The sequence below is a fragment of the Saccharospirillum impatiens DSM 12546 genome (assembly GCF_000423605.1).
In the GTDB taxonomy this organism is placed as follows: domain Bacteria; phylum Pseudomonadota; class Gammaproteobacteria; order Pseudomonadales; family Natronospirillaceae; genus Saccharospirillum; species Saccharospirillum impatiens.
In genome coordinates, this window is record NZ_AUIH01000008.1 from 137523 (window position 1) to 155770 (window position 18248).

Consider the following 18248-nt stretch of genomic DNA (forward strand, 5'->3'; position numbering starts at 1 on the left):
TCAGTCCTGTGCATGCCAGTCACGTGGCAGGTAACCATACTTCTTCCAGGTAGCATGTTCGGCCTGAAACGCTTTCATGGAGCTATAGATCCGGCCGAACATTTCGTCCTGTTCAGAGTACCTGGCCATCACATCATCCGTCGCATCTTCAAAGGCGGCCAGCATTTCAGCATCGTACTGACGCAGATTTACTCCTTCTTCGGCAAACTCATTCAGCACAGCACCTTGCAGCGCTTCAGCTTTTGCCAGTGCCACTGCATTGCCTGCCATACAAGACGTTTCAATCAGGCTTTGAGTCTGGCCATTCAACTTGTTCCACTCATCCAGGTTGATGTACAGGAACTGGTTGGTTGAAGGCTGATGCCAGCCTGGCAGGTAGTAGTACTTGGCAACCTGAGAGAAACCCAGTTGCTTGTCCACGGTAGGCAGTGAAAATTCTGTCGCATCCAGAACACCGGTTTCAAGGGCCTGATACAACTCGCCACCCGGCAATACGTTGATGGACATGCCAAACTCGCTCATGATCTCGCCACCGAGGCCGGCCGCCCGGAACTTCAGACCTTGCAAGTCATCAACCGAGTTCATTTCTTCGGTAAACCAACCCGCTGATTCCGGGCTGATAGTCCCACAAAGAATCGGATACACGTTGTGCGGCTCAAACATCTCTTTGAGCAGTTCATCACCACCGTGGTGATTCATCCAAGCCAAAAACTCCTGGGATTCGAGACCAAATGGCGTTGCACCGTACAGCGCAGCGCCCGGTATCTGACCCCACTCATACCCCATCCAGGAGTAGCCAGCTGATACGTTGCCAGCGCTAACGTTATCGAAAATAGACAGGGCGGGAATGAGCGCGCCAGGCTCTACCGTTTGCAAGGTAACCCGACCGTCGCTCACGGTAGACACCATGTCAGCAACGACAGGCATGGTGTCGCCCAGTGCCGTCAGTGACGATGAAAATGCCATGGGGACCTGCCAGCGAAGCCGGTTAAAGTCAGCTTGAGCCGCAAAGGGTGCGGCCGCGAGTGTGGTGGCCAGTACGGCCAGGGGCAATGCTTTTCTCATGATCATTGTCTCTCTGTTTTTGTAATTGTGGCGTGAGTCTTCGTGCTTTCTACCAACTCTACTGGTCTGGCTCTGAACCTCAGGTTGCCGGTATGACCGACTGCCATGGAGGCTTGGCGTGACCCGTGGGTGTAAGCCAGTGGTTGCATGCTAGGCCCGGGCTTCAGGTCTGGCATTCGTTCGTTAGTAGGAGAGTGCGGCGAAGGGCCGGATTTCGGGCGCTGCCGGGCCTCCTGCTTTGGTAGGAGAGTGGCAATACAAAGAAACACAGCGCAACAGCAGCGCCGCGCTTGAAGCCAGACAGGAAGGCGCTACAATACCGCTCCTTTTTTGACCAGCCCCGAGGTTTTCATGACCACCCATATCGTCAACCCCCGCGAAGGCAAGCCTGTTACCGAGCAGGGGCGCGTCGGATTCGTGAGCCTCGGCTGCCCGAAGAACACGGTAGATTCCGAACGCATCCTGACTCAGCTGCGCGCCGAGGGGTACGATGTGGTGCCGTCCTACCACGACGCGGATGTCGTCATCGTTAACACCTGCGGCTTTATTGATTCGGCGGTGAAGGAATCGCTCGATACCATCGGCGAAGCCCTGCGCGAGAATGGCAAGGTGCTGGTCACTGGTTGCCTGGGCGCCAAAGAGAACGATATTCGCGAAGTGCACCCCAACGTGCTCGCCGTTACCGGGCCCCATGCTTATGAAGAAGTGGTTCGCCAGGTTCATGACGTGGTGCCACCCCGTCACGACCCCTTCATCTCACTGGTACCGGATACCGGCGTTAAACTGACGCCAAAACACTACGCCTACCTGAAAATTTCCGAAGGCTGCAACCATCGCTGCACCTTCTGCATCATTCCGTCGTTCCGGGGCGATCTGGTCAGCCGACCGGTCGGTCAGGTGTTGAGCGAGGCCGAACGTCTGGTCAAGAACGGCACCAAAGAGTTGCTGGTCATCTCACAGGACACCAGTGCCTACGGTGTCGACATGAAATACCGCACCGATTTCTGGAATGGCAAACCCGTTAAGACCCGCATGAAAGAACTCTGCGAAGAACTGGGCCAACTCGACGCCTGGGTGCGTTTGCACTACGTCTACCCCTACCCCCATGTCGACGACATCATTCCGCTGATGGCCGAGAACCGCATACTGCCCTACCTCGACATTCCCTTTCAGCACGCCAGCCCAAAGATACTGAAAGCCATGAAGCGCCCGGCTCACGCCGAAAAGGTGTTGAACCGTATCCATAAATGGCGGGAAATCTGCCCGGATATCACCCTGCGCTCAACCTTTATTGTCGGTTTTCCGGGCGAAACCGAAGATGACTTCCAAATGCTGCTCGATTTTCTGGAAGAAGCCCAGCTGGACCGCGTCGGCGCTTTCCAATATTCCAATGTCGACGGCGCTGCGTCAGCCGCCCTGCCCGATCATGTTGACGAAGCCGTCAAACAGGAGCGTTACGACCGCTTTATGGAGGTGCAACAGCGTATCAGCACGGCCCGGTTGCAGGCGAAAGTCGGCACCGACATTGAAGTCATTGTCGACGAAGTGGTCGCTGAAGGCGCCGTCGCCCGTTCAAAAGCCGACGCACCGGATATCGATGGCCAGGTCTTTCTCGACAACCAGACCCACCTCAAACCCGGCGACCGCCTCTGGGTTCATGTCGAAGATGCCGATGAATATGATCTTTGGGCTCACCCGATCGCCCGCTGAGGTCGTGAGTTGGAAATTCGTCGATTGAGGTACCGAAGTGATAGCTGATACTTCGGTACCAGGCGGACCATCGGGTACGTCTGCTGAAGGCACGCCGTGAATACATCCCTGTAGGCTCGAAGACCGCATCCATGCGGTCTAACGGCCTCCAGCAGACGCACCCGACCGTCCTGGTATCTCATTTGGTTGATCAAACACGAATTTCCAACTCACTGGATTAGTGGTTGCCGATGAAATTCGATTACCTGACTTCCAAACCCGCTCCCAACCAGTCAATACAAGCCCTTACCTTGGGCGACAAATGTCGGTTGGGCGGGTACAACGCCCATACCCCCTCCTCTGCAGGCGCAAAGGCATCCAACACGGTGACCAGTCGCCCGGCCTGAATGTCTGCTTTAACGTAATAATCCGGCAATTGCACAATGCCCAGGCCTTTTAGCGCTGCGTCCCGCAAAGCGGGGCCGCTATTGCACCGAAGCCGCCCGGTGACCCGGATATCCCGTCGCTCTGCCTGGTCGGTAAAGCGCCAGTGATCCAGCGTGCCCAGCAAGCAGGAGTGATCTTTGAGTTCGGCCAGGGTGTGAGGTTGCCCGAACCGGGCCAGATACTCCGGTGAGGCGCAAACAAACTGGGCCCGGTGCGCCAGCGGCCGGGCGACCAGGCGTTCGTCTTCCAGAACCCCGACCCGTATCGCCAAATCAATGCCGGATTCGATCAGGTCGAGGCGCTGATTGGTCAGTTGCAGGTCAATGTCGACACGCGGGTGGTGCAAGGTGAACTCCGCGATCAGCGGTGCTATATAGCGCTCACCATAAGACAACGGCGCGGTAATACACAGCCGGCCAGCCGGTTCGGACAAACGCTGGCCAATGGCCTGTTCGGCCTCCACCAGACCATCGAGCAAGGCACGGCAATGATGGTAATAAATCCTGCCATCATCGGTCAGAGTGACCGACCGCGTCGTGCGCTGGAACAGCTGAACATCCAGCCGGTCCTCAAGCCTGCTGATCTGACGGCTGATATTGGCCACCGAACTGCCCAGTCGTTCGGCCGCCCGGGTAAAACTGCGGGTCTCGGCCACTGCCACGCATTCTTCAATACCGTCCCATCGTGCCACACGAACTCCCCTTGTTTATTCTTAGGCTAGTTTTGAAGTTCCGGGCGGTTGAGTGGCTGTGGTCCGCACCGGATACTGGGTATGCTCCCGCTACTGATCTGTTCAGTGAACTCCAAACCCCTATATTATTACCAAACCGTAAAAATGTTTTACCAATCACCCCCATTATTAACCTGGCGAACCCAAATACAATCGACTTTACTGTTTTGTCCCCACCGACCAACGAGGTTCGACCATGATCAAATCCAAAGCTGCCATTGCCTGGGGCCCCGGCCAGCCGCTGAGTATCGAAGAAATTGACGTGATGCCACCCAAAGCGGGCGAAGTACTGGTACGCATCGTGGCCACTGGGGTCTGCCATACCGACGCCTTCACCCTCTCGGGTGATGATCCTGAAGGCAACTTCCCGGCCATTCTTGGCCACGAAGGTGGTGGTATTGTTGAACAAGTGGGCGAAGGCGTGACCAGCGTCAAAGTGGGTGACCACGTCATTCCGCTGTACACACCCGAATGCGGCGAGTGCAAATTCTGTTTGTCCGGCAAAACCAACCTGTGCCAGAAAATTCGCGAAACCCAGGGCAAAGGCCTGATGCCCGATGGCACCAGCCGCTTCTACAAAGACGGCAAACCCATCTTCCACTACATGGGCTGCTCCACGTTTTCCGAATACACCGTACTGCCGGAGATTTCACTGGCCAAAGTGAACCCGGAAGCATCGCTTGAGGAAGTCTGCTTGCTGGGCTGCGGCGTAACCACCGGCATTGGCGCAGTCATGAACACCGCCAAGGTCGAAGAAGGTGCCACCGTTGCCATCTTCGGCATAGGTGGCATTGGTCTGTCGGCCGTCATTGGTGCCGTCATGGCCAAGGCCAGCCGTATCATTGCGATCGACATCAACACCAGCAAATTCGACCTGGCGCGCAAACTGGGCGCGACCGACTGCATAAACCCGAAAGACTACGACAAACCCATTCAGGAAGTGATTGTTGAACTGACTGAGGGCGGCGTCGACTATTCGTTTGAGTGCATCGGCAATGTCGATGTCATGCGTTCAGCGCTGGAATGCTGCCACAAAGGCTGGGGTGAATCTGTGATCATTGGCGTCGCCGGCGCGGGCCAGGAAATCAGTACCCGTCCGTTTCAACTGGTCACAGGCCGGGTCTGGCGCGGTAGCGCTTTCGGTGGGGTAAAAGGTCGCTCTGAACTACCTGGCTATGTTGAACAGTACCTGGCCGGTGAGATTCCGTTAAACGAATTCATCACCCACACCATGTCGCTTGAGCAAATCAATGAAGCCTTCGAGCTGATGCACGAAGGCAAGAGCATTCGCAGCGTCGTGCATTACTGAGCACCGCGCCAAGGGTGGCAACCCGGCAGGGTTGCCTCTCACTCAAACCTGGGGATTCCATGAGCTTGAATCATCTCAACAGCAACAAGTGCTTCAACGGCTGGCAAAAGCAGTATGAGCACGCCTCTGCCACTCTCAATTGCACCATGCGCTTTAGCGTCTTTCTACCGCCCGGCGCTGATGCCCAGCATCCGGTTCCGGTACTGTACTGGCTTTCCGGCCTTACTTGCACCGATGAAAATTTTGTACACAAAGCCGGTGCTCAGCGCGTCGCGGCCGAACTTGGCATCGCCATCGTCGCACCGGACACCAGCCCGCGTGGCGATGGCGTCGCTGACGATCCTGATGGTGCCTACGACCTCGGCCTGGGGGCGGGTTTTTACGTCAATGCCACTGAGGCGCCCTGGAACCGCCATTACCGGATGTACGACTATGTTGTATCGGAGCTGCCCAGCCTGATCGAAGCGCACTTCCCGGTTACGGAAAACCGAGCAATCAGTGGTCACTCGATGGGTGGCCATGGTGCGCTGGTGATCGGATTGCGCAACCCTGAGCGCTACAGCTCAGTCTCGGCATTCGCACCGATCTGCAACCCAACCGCAGTTCCCTGGGGTCATAAGGCATTCCAGGCTTACCTTGGGGACGACCCGTCACGCTGGCGCGACTATGATGCCAGTTTGCTGCTGGCCAAAAGCGGAGCACAGTTCCCGATTCTGGTCGATCAGGGAGATGCGGATAATTTCCTGGCAGAACAATTACAACCCGGGGCGCTGAGTGAGGCTGCTTCGCAGAGTGACCACCCGTTTGAAAGCCGCAGCCAACCGGGTTATGACCACAGCTACTACTTCATTGCCAGTTTCATTGAGGACCACCTGCGTTTTCACGCCAGAGCCCTCGGTCAGTGACTATGAAACGAGGTCACTGAACGCCGGAAGCAGGGACTCTGGATCGAAAAGCCGTTAAACCGGATCGCTCTGCCCTCTGGCCCCTCTTCAGTTATTTCAGGTCAACCGACAAAGAGCAGTGTCGACCCGGATTCCATATTCGGGCTACACTGCAAATTACAGGCTGTACCTCGGAATAACACTCATCATGCGTCATGCCGATTATCAGGATTTAACGGTGTCCGTCCAGGAACTGGACATCGGTATGCGCGTAGTGGCTCTGGACCGGCCCTGGGAGGAAACCACCTTCTTGCTTCAGGGTTTTGTCATTGCCTCCAACCATGACATTCGGGAGCTGCAGCGTCAGTGTCAGACAGTCACCGTCCAGGTTCGCATTGAGTCGGTACCCAAGGGTGCCGCGCGAACTCCATCCAACCCGGGTGAAGTCACTGCCGCACCAAAACCGACTAAAACTGGCCCCGCCAGCACCCAGCGGGTCAATTACATCAATCAGGTAAGCTTTGAACGAGCCGTCGATGCCTCCCGGCTGACGTTTGATTCTGCCCGCTCGCTGGCGACATCGATCATGGAAGGCCTGCGGGTCGGGCGCAATCTGGACGTATCCGAATGCCGCGACACGGTCGATAAAGTGGTCGACAGCATCCTGGCCAACAAGGATGCACTGCGGTTTCTGTCGATGATCAAACACAAAGACAGCTACACCGCTGAACACAGCATGAATGTCTGCATCCTGAGTGCCACCTTTGCACGCCACCTGGGCTTGCTGGAGTATGAAATCAGAGATGCCGCACTCTGCGGCCTGCTTCACGATGTGGGCAAAAGCCGTATTCCTGTAGAAATCCTGAATAAACCCGGCCGATTTACCCGGGAAGAAGCCTACATCATGGCCGAACATCCAACGCATGGACGCAATATTCTGATGTCGGCTTCCGCCGAGTTCAAACACGCCATCGACGTCGCCCATACTCATCATGAGCGCATGGATGGCAAAGGTTACCCACGCGGTTTGCGCCACCAACAAATATCCTATTACGCCAAAATTGTTGCTCTGGCAGATGCCTACGATGCCATGACCAGCGAACGCTGTTACGGCACCGCCAAAACCTCTGAGCAAGCCCTTAAAATGATTTTACGGGACCGGGGCAGTCACTTTGATTCCGAACTGTCGAAGAAATTCGTAACCTGCATCGGCTTCTACCCATCCGGCTGTTTGATCGAACTGGCCGGAGGGCAAGTGGCCATTGTCCTGGAACCCAGCCAAACCGATTTTGCCCGGCCACGCCTGAGGGTTCTGACCGACGACCAACAACACCGGCTGGAAACACCCTATGAACTGAACCTGGCAGACCCCACCAATCAGAGCGTGTTCATCCGGGCAGAGGTACACAACGGCACAGCCGGCATAGATATCAATACAGCGCTTACACAAGAAATAAGTTTACTCTGACTGCCCGATTATTGGACAAGATGACTGAGACTGTTGCGCAGACGCCTTACCCGGTGAACCGGCTCTGACTCACTGGCCAGGTCTGACCCCGCGTGTTGATGGTCCAGTAATCGAATCAGGCGTTCCGGCTGAACAACCCAGTTAAACGAGTGGATATCTCCCTGGTGGGTTGTCACCGTCAGTTTGCCAACCTGAAACATCAATCCGAAATCCCGGTTCACCAGATCAATACTGGCCAGATGCTTCAGCGGAATGCGACGGGTTCTTCGCCACAACAGACCCCGACGTTCCAGAATCTGTCGACTGGTAATGGAAAACGAATAGGTCATTTGCCCGATGGCCACAATAGCGACCGGTAGAACCAGCCAGCCAGACACCAGTGAACCCGTCAATGCCAGGGCTGTCAGGGCAACCCAGACGGCGGGGTGGCGTCTACCGGTATGCAGAATGTATTCGTCTGACGCCAAATCGGGCTGATTGCCCTGCTCTGGGTCGGTAACGGTTTTTTCAGTCTGAATGGGGTCTGTTGAAATTGAGGTCATGGTCCTGTCTCCTGTTGAGTGACAGGACCATACTAAGAACAGCTCGGGACAGGCGCAGTGATCTACATCACTCGTCCTGATCCAGCACCGCTTGCAGGGCGCCGACGTCAAGCACGGTCAATTCGCCGCGGTAAAATTGAAGCCACCCCTGCGCTTGCCACTCTTTCAACAACCGGTTGACATTCTCCCGGGCCAGGCCGGCAAACTCACCCAGTTCAGCCTGGCTAAGCTGTTGCGACAAGCGCTGCGCACCCTGGCCGTCTACCTCACCCCACTTGCGGATCAGCGTCAGTATACAATGCGCGAGCCGAACCGGGGCCGGCGCGACAGCCCGGTGCTCAAACATATCCGACGCATTTCGAACCCGGCTGCACAACAGTCGAATGACCTGCAGGCAGGCATCGCTGTCGTCACGCAGAACATCCGCCAGACGCTGCTTGGGTATCACCAAACCCTTTGTATCGGCCAATGCCACAGCATCAGCGCTGCGCGGCAACTGATCCAGCGCCGACAGTTCACCGATCAGTTCGCCTGGACCCAGATGATTCAGGGTGGCTTTTTTACCCTGCAGCGACACCAGGCTGATCTCGACCAGACCGCGTTCAACCAAGTACAGCCAGCTACCCTCGTCACCTTTGTAAAACAATGCTGAACCGGCAGGAACCTGACGCGGCCGGGCATGTGCCATAAGGGTTTTCTGTGACGCAGCAGACAACGCATCGAGGATGGAGACCGGGCTAGTCATGGCCTGACCTCATATCCCGGTTGCACCCGGCGTTCTGCCTCACAGTGACCCCGCCACATAGTCACCCAGGGTGTTCAGCACCGAGGTTTCAAGACGCTCCAACTGATCAAGCGGGCCCTGCCATTGTTCGCTGAACAGAATGGCGTCGGCATCAGCTTCCACCACGCTGATTTCAATCGTCACCTGCTGATCAACTAGTAGCAGGCTGCCTTCGATGAAAAAGTCGACCTCTTCTTCGCCAAGATACCCACTGGCATCCGTAAGCCGCCGGGCATTCGACTGGGATGCCAGCTTGATGTTTTCAAGGGGCGCCAGGTGGGATTGCAGTCGCGTCGACAGAGCTGTGGCCAGATACTGACTCTCAGCATCAGCACCAACATACTCAAGAGGCAGAACAGCCAGGTACTCCGGTTCGTCAAAGACCTGAGAGGCAACGAAAGCCCCCGCCAGGCTGACCACCAGGAACGTACCCAGTGCCAGCACCGACGCACGGCTGAAACGCTGGTGGCGGTAGGAAAAACGGGCCCTGGGTGAAGCTGCCGGCACTGACCCCGAAGCCAATTGCACCTGAAAGAGCTCCATCGGTTCGGGCAGGTTTTTTAACGCAAACATCCCCGCTGATTCAAACGTCAGTTGGGCATGGCTGCGCAGGTCGGTAGCAACCCGGGCCGACACCCAGACCCCGGGCGACGGGGCGTTACTTTCAATACGCGAAGCGGTATTGACGGCATCTCCAATCACGCGAATGCCGCGCAGGCCGTCGCGCTCAACAACAGTATCGCCAACATGAATACCCACTCTTAACCGGGTCTCATCCTGGCTGGCGTGCAGATCCTGTTGCAGCGCGAGCCCGGCGTGCACCGCGTCAAGGCTACTGGAAAACAGGCACAGATGTCCGTCGCCAATGGTGTCGACAATACGGCCCTGATACTGGGTAACAATGCGCTGGTGGCGTAAACGGTTGCGTTGCAGCACATCCAGCGTTGTGGCTTCATCAGCAGCCATCTGACTGGAATAGCCGACAATGTCACTGAAGAGAATGGCGTTGAGCTGATGTTCTTTCATGTCCGGGTCCTGGCTAATCGGGCAGACTTGCGCCTGCTGACCGAAGTCCTTGTGTCACACTGCCCTGTGTATTGTGAAGTTCCCTCGCCGCTAACCTTGCCGGGACTGAACACTAAGCTAGCACATTCTTTCGAACGGTACACAATAGCGGCATTGTCAGACAACATCGGCACGGATTCCCGCTTTACTGGCCGTGACTTCTCTGTAATTCTGATCTTCCGTTATCTACCGGCCCGACTACGACTCAACAAACCGAAACCCGATAGGGAGACTTTCAGTTGGACTCGCACACCCCGGATATACAGGCACACCACCAATTGCTGCTGGATCAGCATCTGACTGACTTTCTGGGCGAGATTGAGCCCGAGGCACTGGCATTGCTGCGAGAACAACTCGATTGGGTGGAAATCGCCGGTGGCGAGACGCTGATGGAGCAGGGAGACCCGGGTGATGCACTCTATTTGTCAGTCAGCGGGCGCCTGCGTGCCTATATAAAAGACGAGGCGGGTGCGCCACAGCCTGTGCGTGAAATGGGCCGTGGCCAGGTTTTCGGCGAAATGAGTCTGTATACCGGCGAACCGCGCACAGCCACCGTGGTCGCCATTCGCGACTCGGTATTGGTTCGGCTGGACAAAATTCATTTCGACAACCTGCTAGCGAGCAGCCACCGCCTGTCCATGGCGCTTACCCGGCAGATCATACAACGCCTGCAAACCCAGCATATCGTCAACCCGATGCCATTGCCTGTGACGATAACGCTGGTGCCTGTATCCGAAGGTGTTAACCCCGGTGATATGGCAGCCCGACTAAAAACCCAGCTGGAACAACAGGGCTCGGTCACCCTGCTCGATTCCTCGATACTGGAGGCGCACCTGGCAAAGTCAGACCCAGCGTTGCACTCCGACTCTCGCGACCGGCAGCGGCGTATCACACTGTTTTTGGACCAGGTCGAATCGGACTCCGACTTTGTACTGTTGGTGGCCGACGACACCCCGTCGGACTGGACCCGGCGCTGTTGCCGGCACAGCGATGAAATCCTGCTATTGGCTGACGCCACCCAGTCCCCGGCGCTGCATCCGATCGAAACCGAATGCCTGAGCGGAGGCTCACTGCGCACGGAAGCGGCAGAAGTGCTGGTGCTGCTACACCCTGCCGACACCCGGGCACCGCGCAACACCCGGACCTGGCTTGAGCGGCGACCAGTAACCGACCACGTTCATATCCGGCCCGATCTTGAACGCGATATGGCCCGGTTGGCCCGAATAGAAACCCGCACAGCGGTCGGCCTGGTTCTGGCAGGCGGTGGCGCTCGCGGATTTGCACATCTGGGCGTGTTCAAGGCACTGCAGGAAGCGGGTATGGAAATCGACTACGTCGGCGGTACCAGCATGGGGGCGGTGATGGCCGCCCTCGTTGCAGCAGACCAGCCCATTGACCCCACCTTCGACATCTGCCGTCGTTCGTTTCAACTCAATCCGACAGGCGATTTCAACTGGCTGCCCATGCTGTCGCTGATTCGCGGCCAACGTCTGGCCAAAATCATTGCACAGGCGTTTAAAGAGCTGCTCGGACACGACGCCGACCTGGAAGATTTCTGGAAAACCTATTACTGCGTCGCGACCAACTATTCCCGGGCCGAAGAACATGTCATGCGCCACGGTCCGTTGGCGAAAGCTCTGCGCGCGAGCACAGCGATTCCCGGGGCACTGCCTCCTATTTTGCACAAAGGCGACTTATTGTGTGATGGCGCCACCCTGAACAACTTTCCGGTCGACATCATGCGCAAGGCCCGTGGCGTTGGCACGGTGATCGGAATCGACCTGAGCGTCACTGCACGACGACCACTCACCTTTGATGAAGTCCCCGGCACCTGGGCGCTACTGCGCGATCGGCTGCGCAAACGTCATAAGCGCAAATACAAACTTCCGTCACTGGCATCCTACCTGATGAATGTCAGCATTTTATACAGCACCTCGCGGCGCACCCAATCAGAGCAATTGACCGACCTCTACTTCAACCCGCCGCTGAAAAAGGTTGGCCTACTCGACTGGCGTCGCTTCGACCAGGCCGTACGTCAGGGCTACGATCACGGGAAAGAGGTACTGGCACGACAAGCTGCGGGCGAAAAAACGACTCAATAAAAGAGGCAATATCGTTGCGAAACACAGTAAGAGTAAAGCGGCTGGCTGCCTTGCTCATCGCAAGCGTCCTGCTGCTGACGGCTTGTGGCGGCGCCCAACTCGACCCGATCGGCCCCGGTGATCGAATTCTGGCATTCGGTGATAGCCTGACGGTGGGCGTAGGCGCCAGCAACAGCAACGCCTACCCAGCCGTGCTGCAACAGCTAACGGACATTGAAGTGATCAATGCCGGTGCGTCCGGCGAAACCAGCGCCCAGGGCCGCCAGCGACTGCCTGGGGTGCTTGACCAGTTCCAGCCCGACCTGGTTATTCTGTGCCACGGTGGCAACGATTTTCTGCGCCGCCAGGACACCAACGGTACCAAAGCCAACCTGGCCGCCATGATCGAGCTAATGCAATCGAGAGGAATCCAGGTAGTGTTGATTGGCGTACCGGAACCAGGCCTTTTTCTGTCGTCGGCCCGGCTGTACGAGGAACTGGCCACGCAATACGACGTTCCAGTCGAAAACAACATCATGGCCGACTTGCAAGGCAACGCGAGTTTGAAATCGGACCAGGTGCACCTTAATGGCGAGGGCTACCGGCAGTTTGCTCAGGCCGTCTCGGCTCTGCTATACGATACCGGCGCCCTGCCCTGAACAAAGCCTGTAACGCCATGCGAGCCAGGCACATTCAATGGGCAAAACTGGCGCGCCAGATGCGATCAACGTTAGGAGGTCGAGCCGATGTTTCAATCACTGTTAACCCGCATACCTGCAATGGCCATAATCGGTACCTGCGTGACCCTTACATCAACCGCCATTGCTGAAACATTCAGGCCAGTTACCGGCCTGGCATTGCCGGACGTACCGGCGCTGCTGACACTCAAAAATGAGGTCAGCGACTCACCAGAAGGGCCTGTATTCATCAATATTTGGGCCAGTTGGTGCAAACCCTGTATTGACGAGCTTCCTGCCCTCAACGCCCTGAAAGCACGCTATCCGGACGCCGGAGTTCAATGGCTCGCGCTGAATTATGGAGACAGTCTTGACCAGGTAAAACAGTTTATGAACACCCACTCGATAGACATGCCGGTCATGCTCGATGCCACCACACAGTTTACCCGGCAATTGCCACTGACAGGTTTGCCCGCCACCTTTCTGGTAGACAGCCATGGCCAGGTACGTTACCAGCTCGACGGCTATGCAGACTGGAACGACCCGGCGCTAATAAGGCAGTGGGAAGCGCTATTACCTGAGCTGACCCAATAGCGAAGACGAATCCACGCAGCTTTTATACTGATTTACGGTTAAAAAATATCTGTTAATAGCGAAAAAAACATGATGTGTGAATAAATATTCACGTTGTATATCTATTTTAGTGCATTAACCGACTGATATTTCGACTGTTTTAAAGATTGGCATGAATGTTCACACAGCTATCGTTCAGATTGAATCGCAATTCAACACCCCATTAGTCTTTTTTAGCCGGTTGAAAAAACACAGGCTTGAATTAACGTTAAGCCAAACAATAAAAACCAGGTAGCTGTTCAACAGCGAACCCTTGGTTAAATAAAAGATCTATCGAAAAAGAGGGTCTCCAATGAAGTGCTTATACTATTTATCGCCGACATTGAAAGAAAGCGCCGATATCGCAAAGGATTTGCACGAAGTTGGTATTTCCGACTGGTACATACACGTCATCAGTAAAGACGAGTCCGGCCTAACCCAAAAGCACATTCAATCGGCCAACTATATCGAAACACTCGACCTTTATCACAGCTCCATACTTGGAGGGCTCATCGGGTTTTGTGCGGGCCTGTTGCTGATCACTCTGTTTCACATGACGGGTGTTTTTAGTGACAGTCTTCCCTGGTGGGTAAATGGAATCTTCGTGGCCGTCACCACTCTGTTTGGTATCTGGGAAGGAGGCCTATGGGGCGTCGACACCGAAAACAAGAAGCTGCAACCGTTTCACGACGACATCGAAGCGGGCAAATACCTGATTCTGATATACACGCCAAAAGGCCAAGAGGGCGCGGTTAAAAAGGCCATGGAAGAACGCCACCCTGACGCTCAGTTTGCGGCTATCGACCGACATTTTATTTCACCTTTTTCAAAGCTTAAACGCGTTTGATCAACCCTGGGGTCGAACGCCAAACAGGAGTCCGGGTTCGGTTTGAACCGGGGCCGCTGAATAACCGGCGGTAGGAATCGGCCCAACCTAATAACAACACCAAGCTACCTGGCGAAATACACAGCAGAAACTCCGTGCTGTTTCGCTACGCGCCAGCTGCGAACTCAACGTTCGGGCCGGTCGTGCTCAGGAGGGACACTGTGTATATAGCCATCGTCATTGTCGGTCTGGTCGCGATAACTCTTATACTCCATTTTGCCAGCCCCTGGTGGCTAACGCCCCTTGCGTCTAACTGGTCATTGATCGATACCACCATCGAGATCTCTTTCTGGATTACTGGCTTTGTATTCATCGCCGTCAACCTGTTTCTCGCCTGGACGGTCTGGCGGTATCGCCATAACAAAGACCGGCGTTCGCATTACGAACCCGAAAACAAAAAACTCGAGATCTGGCTAACGGCCCTGACCAGCATCGGGGTGATCGCGATGCTGACACCGGGCCTGATCGTTTGGGCCAAAGTGGTTCATGTGCCAGACAATGCCATGGAAGTTGAAGCCATTGGCCAACAATGGCAATGGACCTTCCGCTTTCCAGGCGAAGACGGTGTACTCGGAGCAGCCAACGCGCGCTTTGTCAGTAACGCTAACCGGTTTGGTCTCGACCCGAGCGACCCCGACGGCGCCGATGACATTCTGATCGAACATCACCGCCTGCACCTGCCAGTCGACCAACCCGTCAAACTGGTGCTGCGCTCCAATGATGTTTTGCACAATTTCGCCGTACCACAGTTCAGGGTGAAAATGGATCTGGTGCCCGGCACACAGACTTACCAGTGGTTCACACCGACCCGAGAAGGTACCTTCGACGTCCTGTGCGAAGAGCTCTGCGGCCTGGCGCATTACACCATGAAGGGGCAGGTTCAGGTTGAAACGGAGCCCGCATTCGAAACCTGGCTTGAAACCTACCCCACCTTTGCCGACGTCCAGTCGACCAACGCCGTTAATCTGGCCTCAGGCGAAACCCGGTATCAGAGCTGCGCTGGTTGTCACGGCGCTGACGGCCAGGGCAATGACGCTCTAAATGCGCCCAACCTGACCCACCTTGACAGCCGGTATATGGCACGGCAACTCCAACACTACCGGAACGGTATTCGCGGCACTGAGCGAGCAGACTCGCCGGGACAAACCATGGCAACCATCGCGCAGAGTACCGATGTCGAATCCGAAGCAGACCTGTTGGCTTATATCGAATCACTCGATCCGGTTGATGTCGGCGGCACGCTGTCCGGCGACGTATCCAACGGCCAGCGACTCTATGGTGCCTGCATAGCCTGTCACGGCGCACAAGGCGATGGAAAGGTATTACTCAGCGCTCCGGCGTTGGCAGGGCAAAGTGACCTGTATCTGAAACGGCAACTGGAACATTTCAGCATGGGTTGGCGGGGCAAGCACCCGGAGGATCAGTTCGGAACGCAGATGCGCCTGATGACTCGCACCATTCACAGCCCTGAACGTTTGCGCGACCTGCTCGCCTATATCGCAACACTGTAAGCGGAACCCAATAGACTCATAAGAACGTTTAAACAGGGATTTGCCATGACACACATTGCCATTGCTGACCAGGAACCCGAGCTGCATCACCCTCGAACCTTTATCGGCAAATACATCTGGAGTCAGGATCATAAAGTCATCGCCATTCAGTACGCCTGCACGGCGATCTTTGTCGGGTTGGTCGCCCTGATGCTGTCTGTGGTTATGCGTTTGCAACTGGGTTTCCCTGACCAGTTTGATTTCATCAACCCCAACATGTATCTGCAATTTGTGACCATGCACGGCATGATCATGGTGATCTATCTACTCACAGCCTTATTGTTGGGCGGTTTCGGGAACTACCTGATCCCCCTGATGGTCGGCACACGAGACATGGTGTTTCCCTACCTGAACATGCTCAGTTTCTGGTTCTATTTTCTATCGGTACTGGTATTGCTGGCCAGCTTCTTTGTACCTGGCGGACCTACCGGTGCCGGCTGGACGCTGTACCCGCCGCAGTCCATTCTCGAAGGAACGCCGGGGTCGGGTATGGGAATCGTGATGATGCTGGCTTCACTGGCCATTTTCATCATCGCTTTTACCATGGGCGGCCTGAATTACGTTTCAACCATTCTTCAGGCACGCACTAGGGGTATGACACTGATGCGCATGCCGCTAACAATATGGGGAATTTTTACCGCGACCATACTGGGTCTGTTTGCCTTCCCTGCCCTGCTTGTCAGCGCCATCATGATGCTGTTCGATTCGATCCTGGGGACGAGCTTTTTCATGCCCGCCATTGTATCGCTAGGTGAAGCGACCGACTATGAAGGCGGCAGTCCGATTTTGTTCCAACACCTGTTCTGGTTTTTCGGCCACCCCGAAGTGTACATCGTTGCGCTTCCCGCCTTTGGTATGGTCAGCGATGTCCTTAGCGTTCACGCACGCAAGAATATTTTTGGCTATCGCATGATGGTGTGGGCCATTGTTATCATTGGCGGGCTGAGTTTCGTCGTCTGGGCACATCATATGTATGTCAGCGGCATGAACCCCTACTTCGGGTTCTTCTTCGCCACGACCACGCTCATTATCGCGGTGCCTACCGCCATTAAAGTCTACAACTGGGTGCTCACGCTCTGGCAAGGCAACATTCACTTAACAGTGCCCATGCTATTCGCCATCGGGTTTATCTTTACCTTTACCCATGGCGGGTTAAGCGGGCTCTTTCTGGGCAATGTCGTGATCGACCTGCCGCTATCCGATACCTTTTTCGTGGTCGCCCACTTCCACATGGTGATGGGCGTATCGCCTATCATGGTCCTGTTTGCCGCCATCTATCACTGGTTTCCCCTGGTGACTGGCAAACAGCTCAATACCCGCCTGGGAATGATTCATTTCTGGGGAACCTTTATCGGTACCTACGCAATCTATCTGCCGATGCATTACATTGGATTTCTCGGGGTTCCCCGCCGCTACTACGCTCTGGGTGACACCAGCTTCATTCCCGATTCAGCCCATGCGCTCAATGCGAACATCACCATCGCTGTTATTATTGTCGCGCTGTTCCAGTTAATCTTCATTTTCAACTTGTTCTGGACGATAAAGCGCGAACCCAAATCCCGAATCAACCCCTGGGACGCTGCATCGCTCGAGTGGCATACGCCAGATGTGCCACCCCATCACGGCAATTGGGGTCGTGAATTGCCGACAGTGCATCGCTGGGCCTATGACTACAGTGTTCCCGGCGTTGTAAAAGATTTTATTCCACAGCATGTGCCCGACAGTGAAGTGGTATATGAGCCGGGATATGACCGCTTCACATCCGGGAGGGAATCGACATGAGAGGTTTCAGCGCACTGACCGAGAAACCCTGGCTGGCAATGCCTCAGGGGCCGATGCAATTTGACCCTGAGGGCGGCACGCCCTCGGCTCAAATTGCATTGCGGTTCCTGCTGATGGTTATCAGCATTGCGTTCATTCTCATTTTTGTCACTTTTCTGACTCGTTCACAATATCCGGATTTTCAGGCACTGGCCGGTGAACCCTGGTTACCGTTCAACCAGAGCCCAAGGCTTTGGGCCACTACGGCTGTGTTGGTCGCCGCGAGTGCGGCCATGCACTGGGCCTGGCGATCCGTCAAAACGCAACGGCCCGATGGGGTTATGCTTGGCATCAGTGTGGGCGGGTTTCTGGCATTGGTGTTTATCATGGCGCAATGGACGACCTGGAACTACCTCGTCAACCTGGGCTACGGGGTCAGTGAGAACCCGGCCAATGCGTACTTCTTTTTATTTACCGGCTTGCACGCGTTGCACCTGTTCGGTGGAGTCCTGGCCGTTGTACGGGTTTTCATTCGAATCGGCCGGGGCTGCAGTATTAGCCAGGTTGCCGTTGCGGTGAAGGCTTGTACCACTTATTGGCACTATCTATTGGCGCTTTGGCTACTGTTGTTTTTCCTGCTCACCCGTACGCCGGAAACCTATGCCATCATTGCTGCAGCTTGCGGCCTGGGGTAACCA

General features: G+C 55.6%; 16 protein-coding genes. 11 read left to right on the forward strand and 5 right to left on the reverse strand.

The window, feature by feature from the left end; all coding sequences use genetic code 11:
* Positions 1 to 1065 carry a TRAP transporter substrate-binding protein gene (locus G565_RS0107975; RefSeq protein WP_037338296.1) on the reverse strand — a complete coding sequence of 355 codons (1065 nt, stop codon included), beginning with the start codon at positions 1063 to 1065 and terminating at the stop codon, positions 1 to 3.
* A 351-nt stretch (positions 1066 to 1416) separates the two neighbouring features.
* Between G565_RS0107975 and rimO the strand changes: the two genes are divergently transcribed.
* Positions 1417 to 2775, forward strand: a complete 1359-nt coding sequence (rimO, locus tag G565_RS0107980) for a 30S ribosomal protein S12 methylthiotransferase RimO (protein WP_051207595.1) — start codon at positions 1417 to 1419, stop codon at positions 2773 to 2775.
* A gap of 241 nt (positions 2776 to 3016) precedes the next feature.
* Here rimO and G565_RS0107985 read toward each other — a convergent pair whose 3' ends face one another.
* Entirely contained in the window at positions 3017 to 3892 is an 876-nt protein-coding gene (locus tag G565_RS0107985) for a LysR substrate-binding domain-containing protein (RefSeq protein ID WP_028670456.1), read from the reverse strand.
* Between the two features lie 238 nt (positions 3893 to 4130).
* On the opposite strand from G565_RS0107985, the gene G565_RS0107990 reads away from it, so the two are divergent.
* From G565_RS0107990 to G565_RS0108000, 3 genes are all read left to right on the forward strand, one after another.
* A complete protein-coding gene (locus G565_RS0107990; protein ID WP_211227147.1) occupies positions 4131 to 5240 on the forward strand; it encodes an S-(hydroxymethyl)glutathione dehydrogenase/class III alcohol dehydrogenase in 1110 nt (369 codons plus the stop codon).
* 59 nt (positions 5241 to 5299) lie between these two features.
* Positions 5300 to 6145, forward strand: a complete 846-nt coding sequence (gene fghA / locus G565_RS0107995; protein WP_028670458.1) for an S-formylglutathione hydrolase — start codon at positions 5300 to 5302, stop codon at positions 6143 to 6145.
* A gap of 187 nt (positions 6146 to 6332) precedes the next feature.
* A complete protein-coding gene (locus tag G565_RS0108000) occupies positions 6333 to 7592 on the forward strand; it encodes a cyclic di-GMP phosphodiesterase (protein ID WP_028670459.1) in 1260 nt (419 codons plus the stop codon).
* Positions 7593 to 7600: 8 nt separating this feature from the next.
* Here G565_RS0108000 and G565_RS0108005 read toward each other — a convergent pair whose 3' ends face one another.
* The 3 genes from G565_RS0108005 to G565_RS0108015 form a co-directional block, all read right to left on the reverse strand.
* Entirely contained in the window at positions 7601 to 8134 is a 534-nt protein-coding gene (locus G565_RS0108005) for a PH domain-containing protein (RefSeq protein WP_028670460.1), read from the reverse strand.
* Positions 8135 to 8201: 67 nt separating this feature from the next.
* Complete coding sequence (locus G565_RS23440; protein ID WP_084649283.1) at positions 8202 to 8879, reverse strand: Crp/Fnr family transcriptional regulator; 678 nt, start codon at positions 8877 to 8879, stop codon at positions 8202 to 8204.
* 39 nt (positions 8880 to 8918) lie between these two features.
* Positions 8919 to 9944, reverse strand: coding sequence for an adenylate/guanylate cyclase domain-containing protein (locus G565_RS0108015; protein WP_028670461.1), 1026 nt, complete (start codon positions 9942 to 9944; stop codon positions 8919 to 8921).
* Between the two features lie 278 nt (positions 9945 to 10222).
* Between G565_RS0108015 and G565_RS0108020 the strand changes: the two genes are divergently transcribed.
* The 7 genes from G565_RS0108020 (at position 10223) to G565_RS0108050 (ending at position 18245) form a co-directional block, all read left to right on the forward strand.
* Positions 10223 to 12085, forward strand: a complete 1863-nt coding sequence (locus G565_RS0108020; protein ID WP_028670462.1) for a patatin-like phospholipase family protein — start codon at positions 10223 to 10225, stop codon at positions 12083 to 12085.
* 14 nt (positions 12086 to 12099) lie between these two features.
* Complete coding sequence (locus tag G565_RS0108025) at positions 12100 to 12723, forward strand: arylesterase (protein WP_051207577.1); 624 nt, start codon at positions 12100 to 12102, stop codon at positions 12721 to 12723.
* An 87-nt stretch (positions 12724 to 12810) separates the two neighbouring features.
* Complete coding sequence (locus G565_RS0108030) at positions 12811 to 13335, forward strand: TlpA family protein disulfide reductase (protein WP_028670464.1); 525 nt, start codon at positions 12811 to 12813, stop codon at positions 13333 to 13335.
* Between the two features lie 331 nt (positions 13336 to 13666).
* Positions 13667 to 14200, forward strand: a complete 534-nt coding sequence (locus tag G565_RS0108035; protein ID WP_028670465.1) for a hypothetical protein — start codon at positions 13667 to 13669, stop codon at positions 14198 to 14200.
* A 200-nt stretch (positions 14201 to 14400) separates the two neighbouring features.
* Positions 14401 to 15750 (forward strand): c-type cytochrome, encoded by a 1350-nt coding sequence (locus G565_RS0108040; RefSeq protein ID WP_028670466.1) that lies wholly within the window; start codon positions 14401 to 14403, stop codon positions 15748 to 15750.
* A 45-nt stretch (positions 15751 to 15795) separates the two neighbouring features.
* Positions 15796 to 17571 carry a cytochrome c oxidase subunit I gene (locus G565_RS23445; protein ID WP_037338242.1) on the forward strand — a complete coding sequence of 592 codons (1776 nt, stop codon included), beginning with the start codon at positions 15796 to 15798 and terminating at the stop codon, positions 17569 to 17571.
* Complete coding sequence (locus tag G565_RS0108050) at positions 17568 to 18245, forward strand: cytochrome c oxidase subunit 3 (RefSeq protein WP_028670467.1); 678 nt, start codon at positions 17568 to 17570, stop codon at positions 18243 to 18245. Before G565_RS23445 ends, G565_RS0108050 begins: the two co-directional genes overlap by 4 nt.
* Positions 18246 to 18248 lie beyond the last annotated feature (3 nt).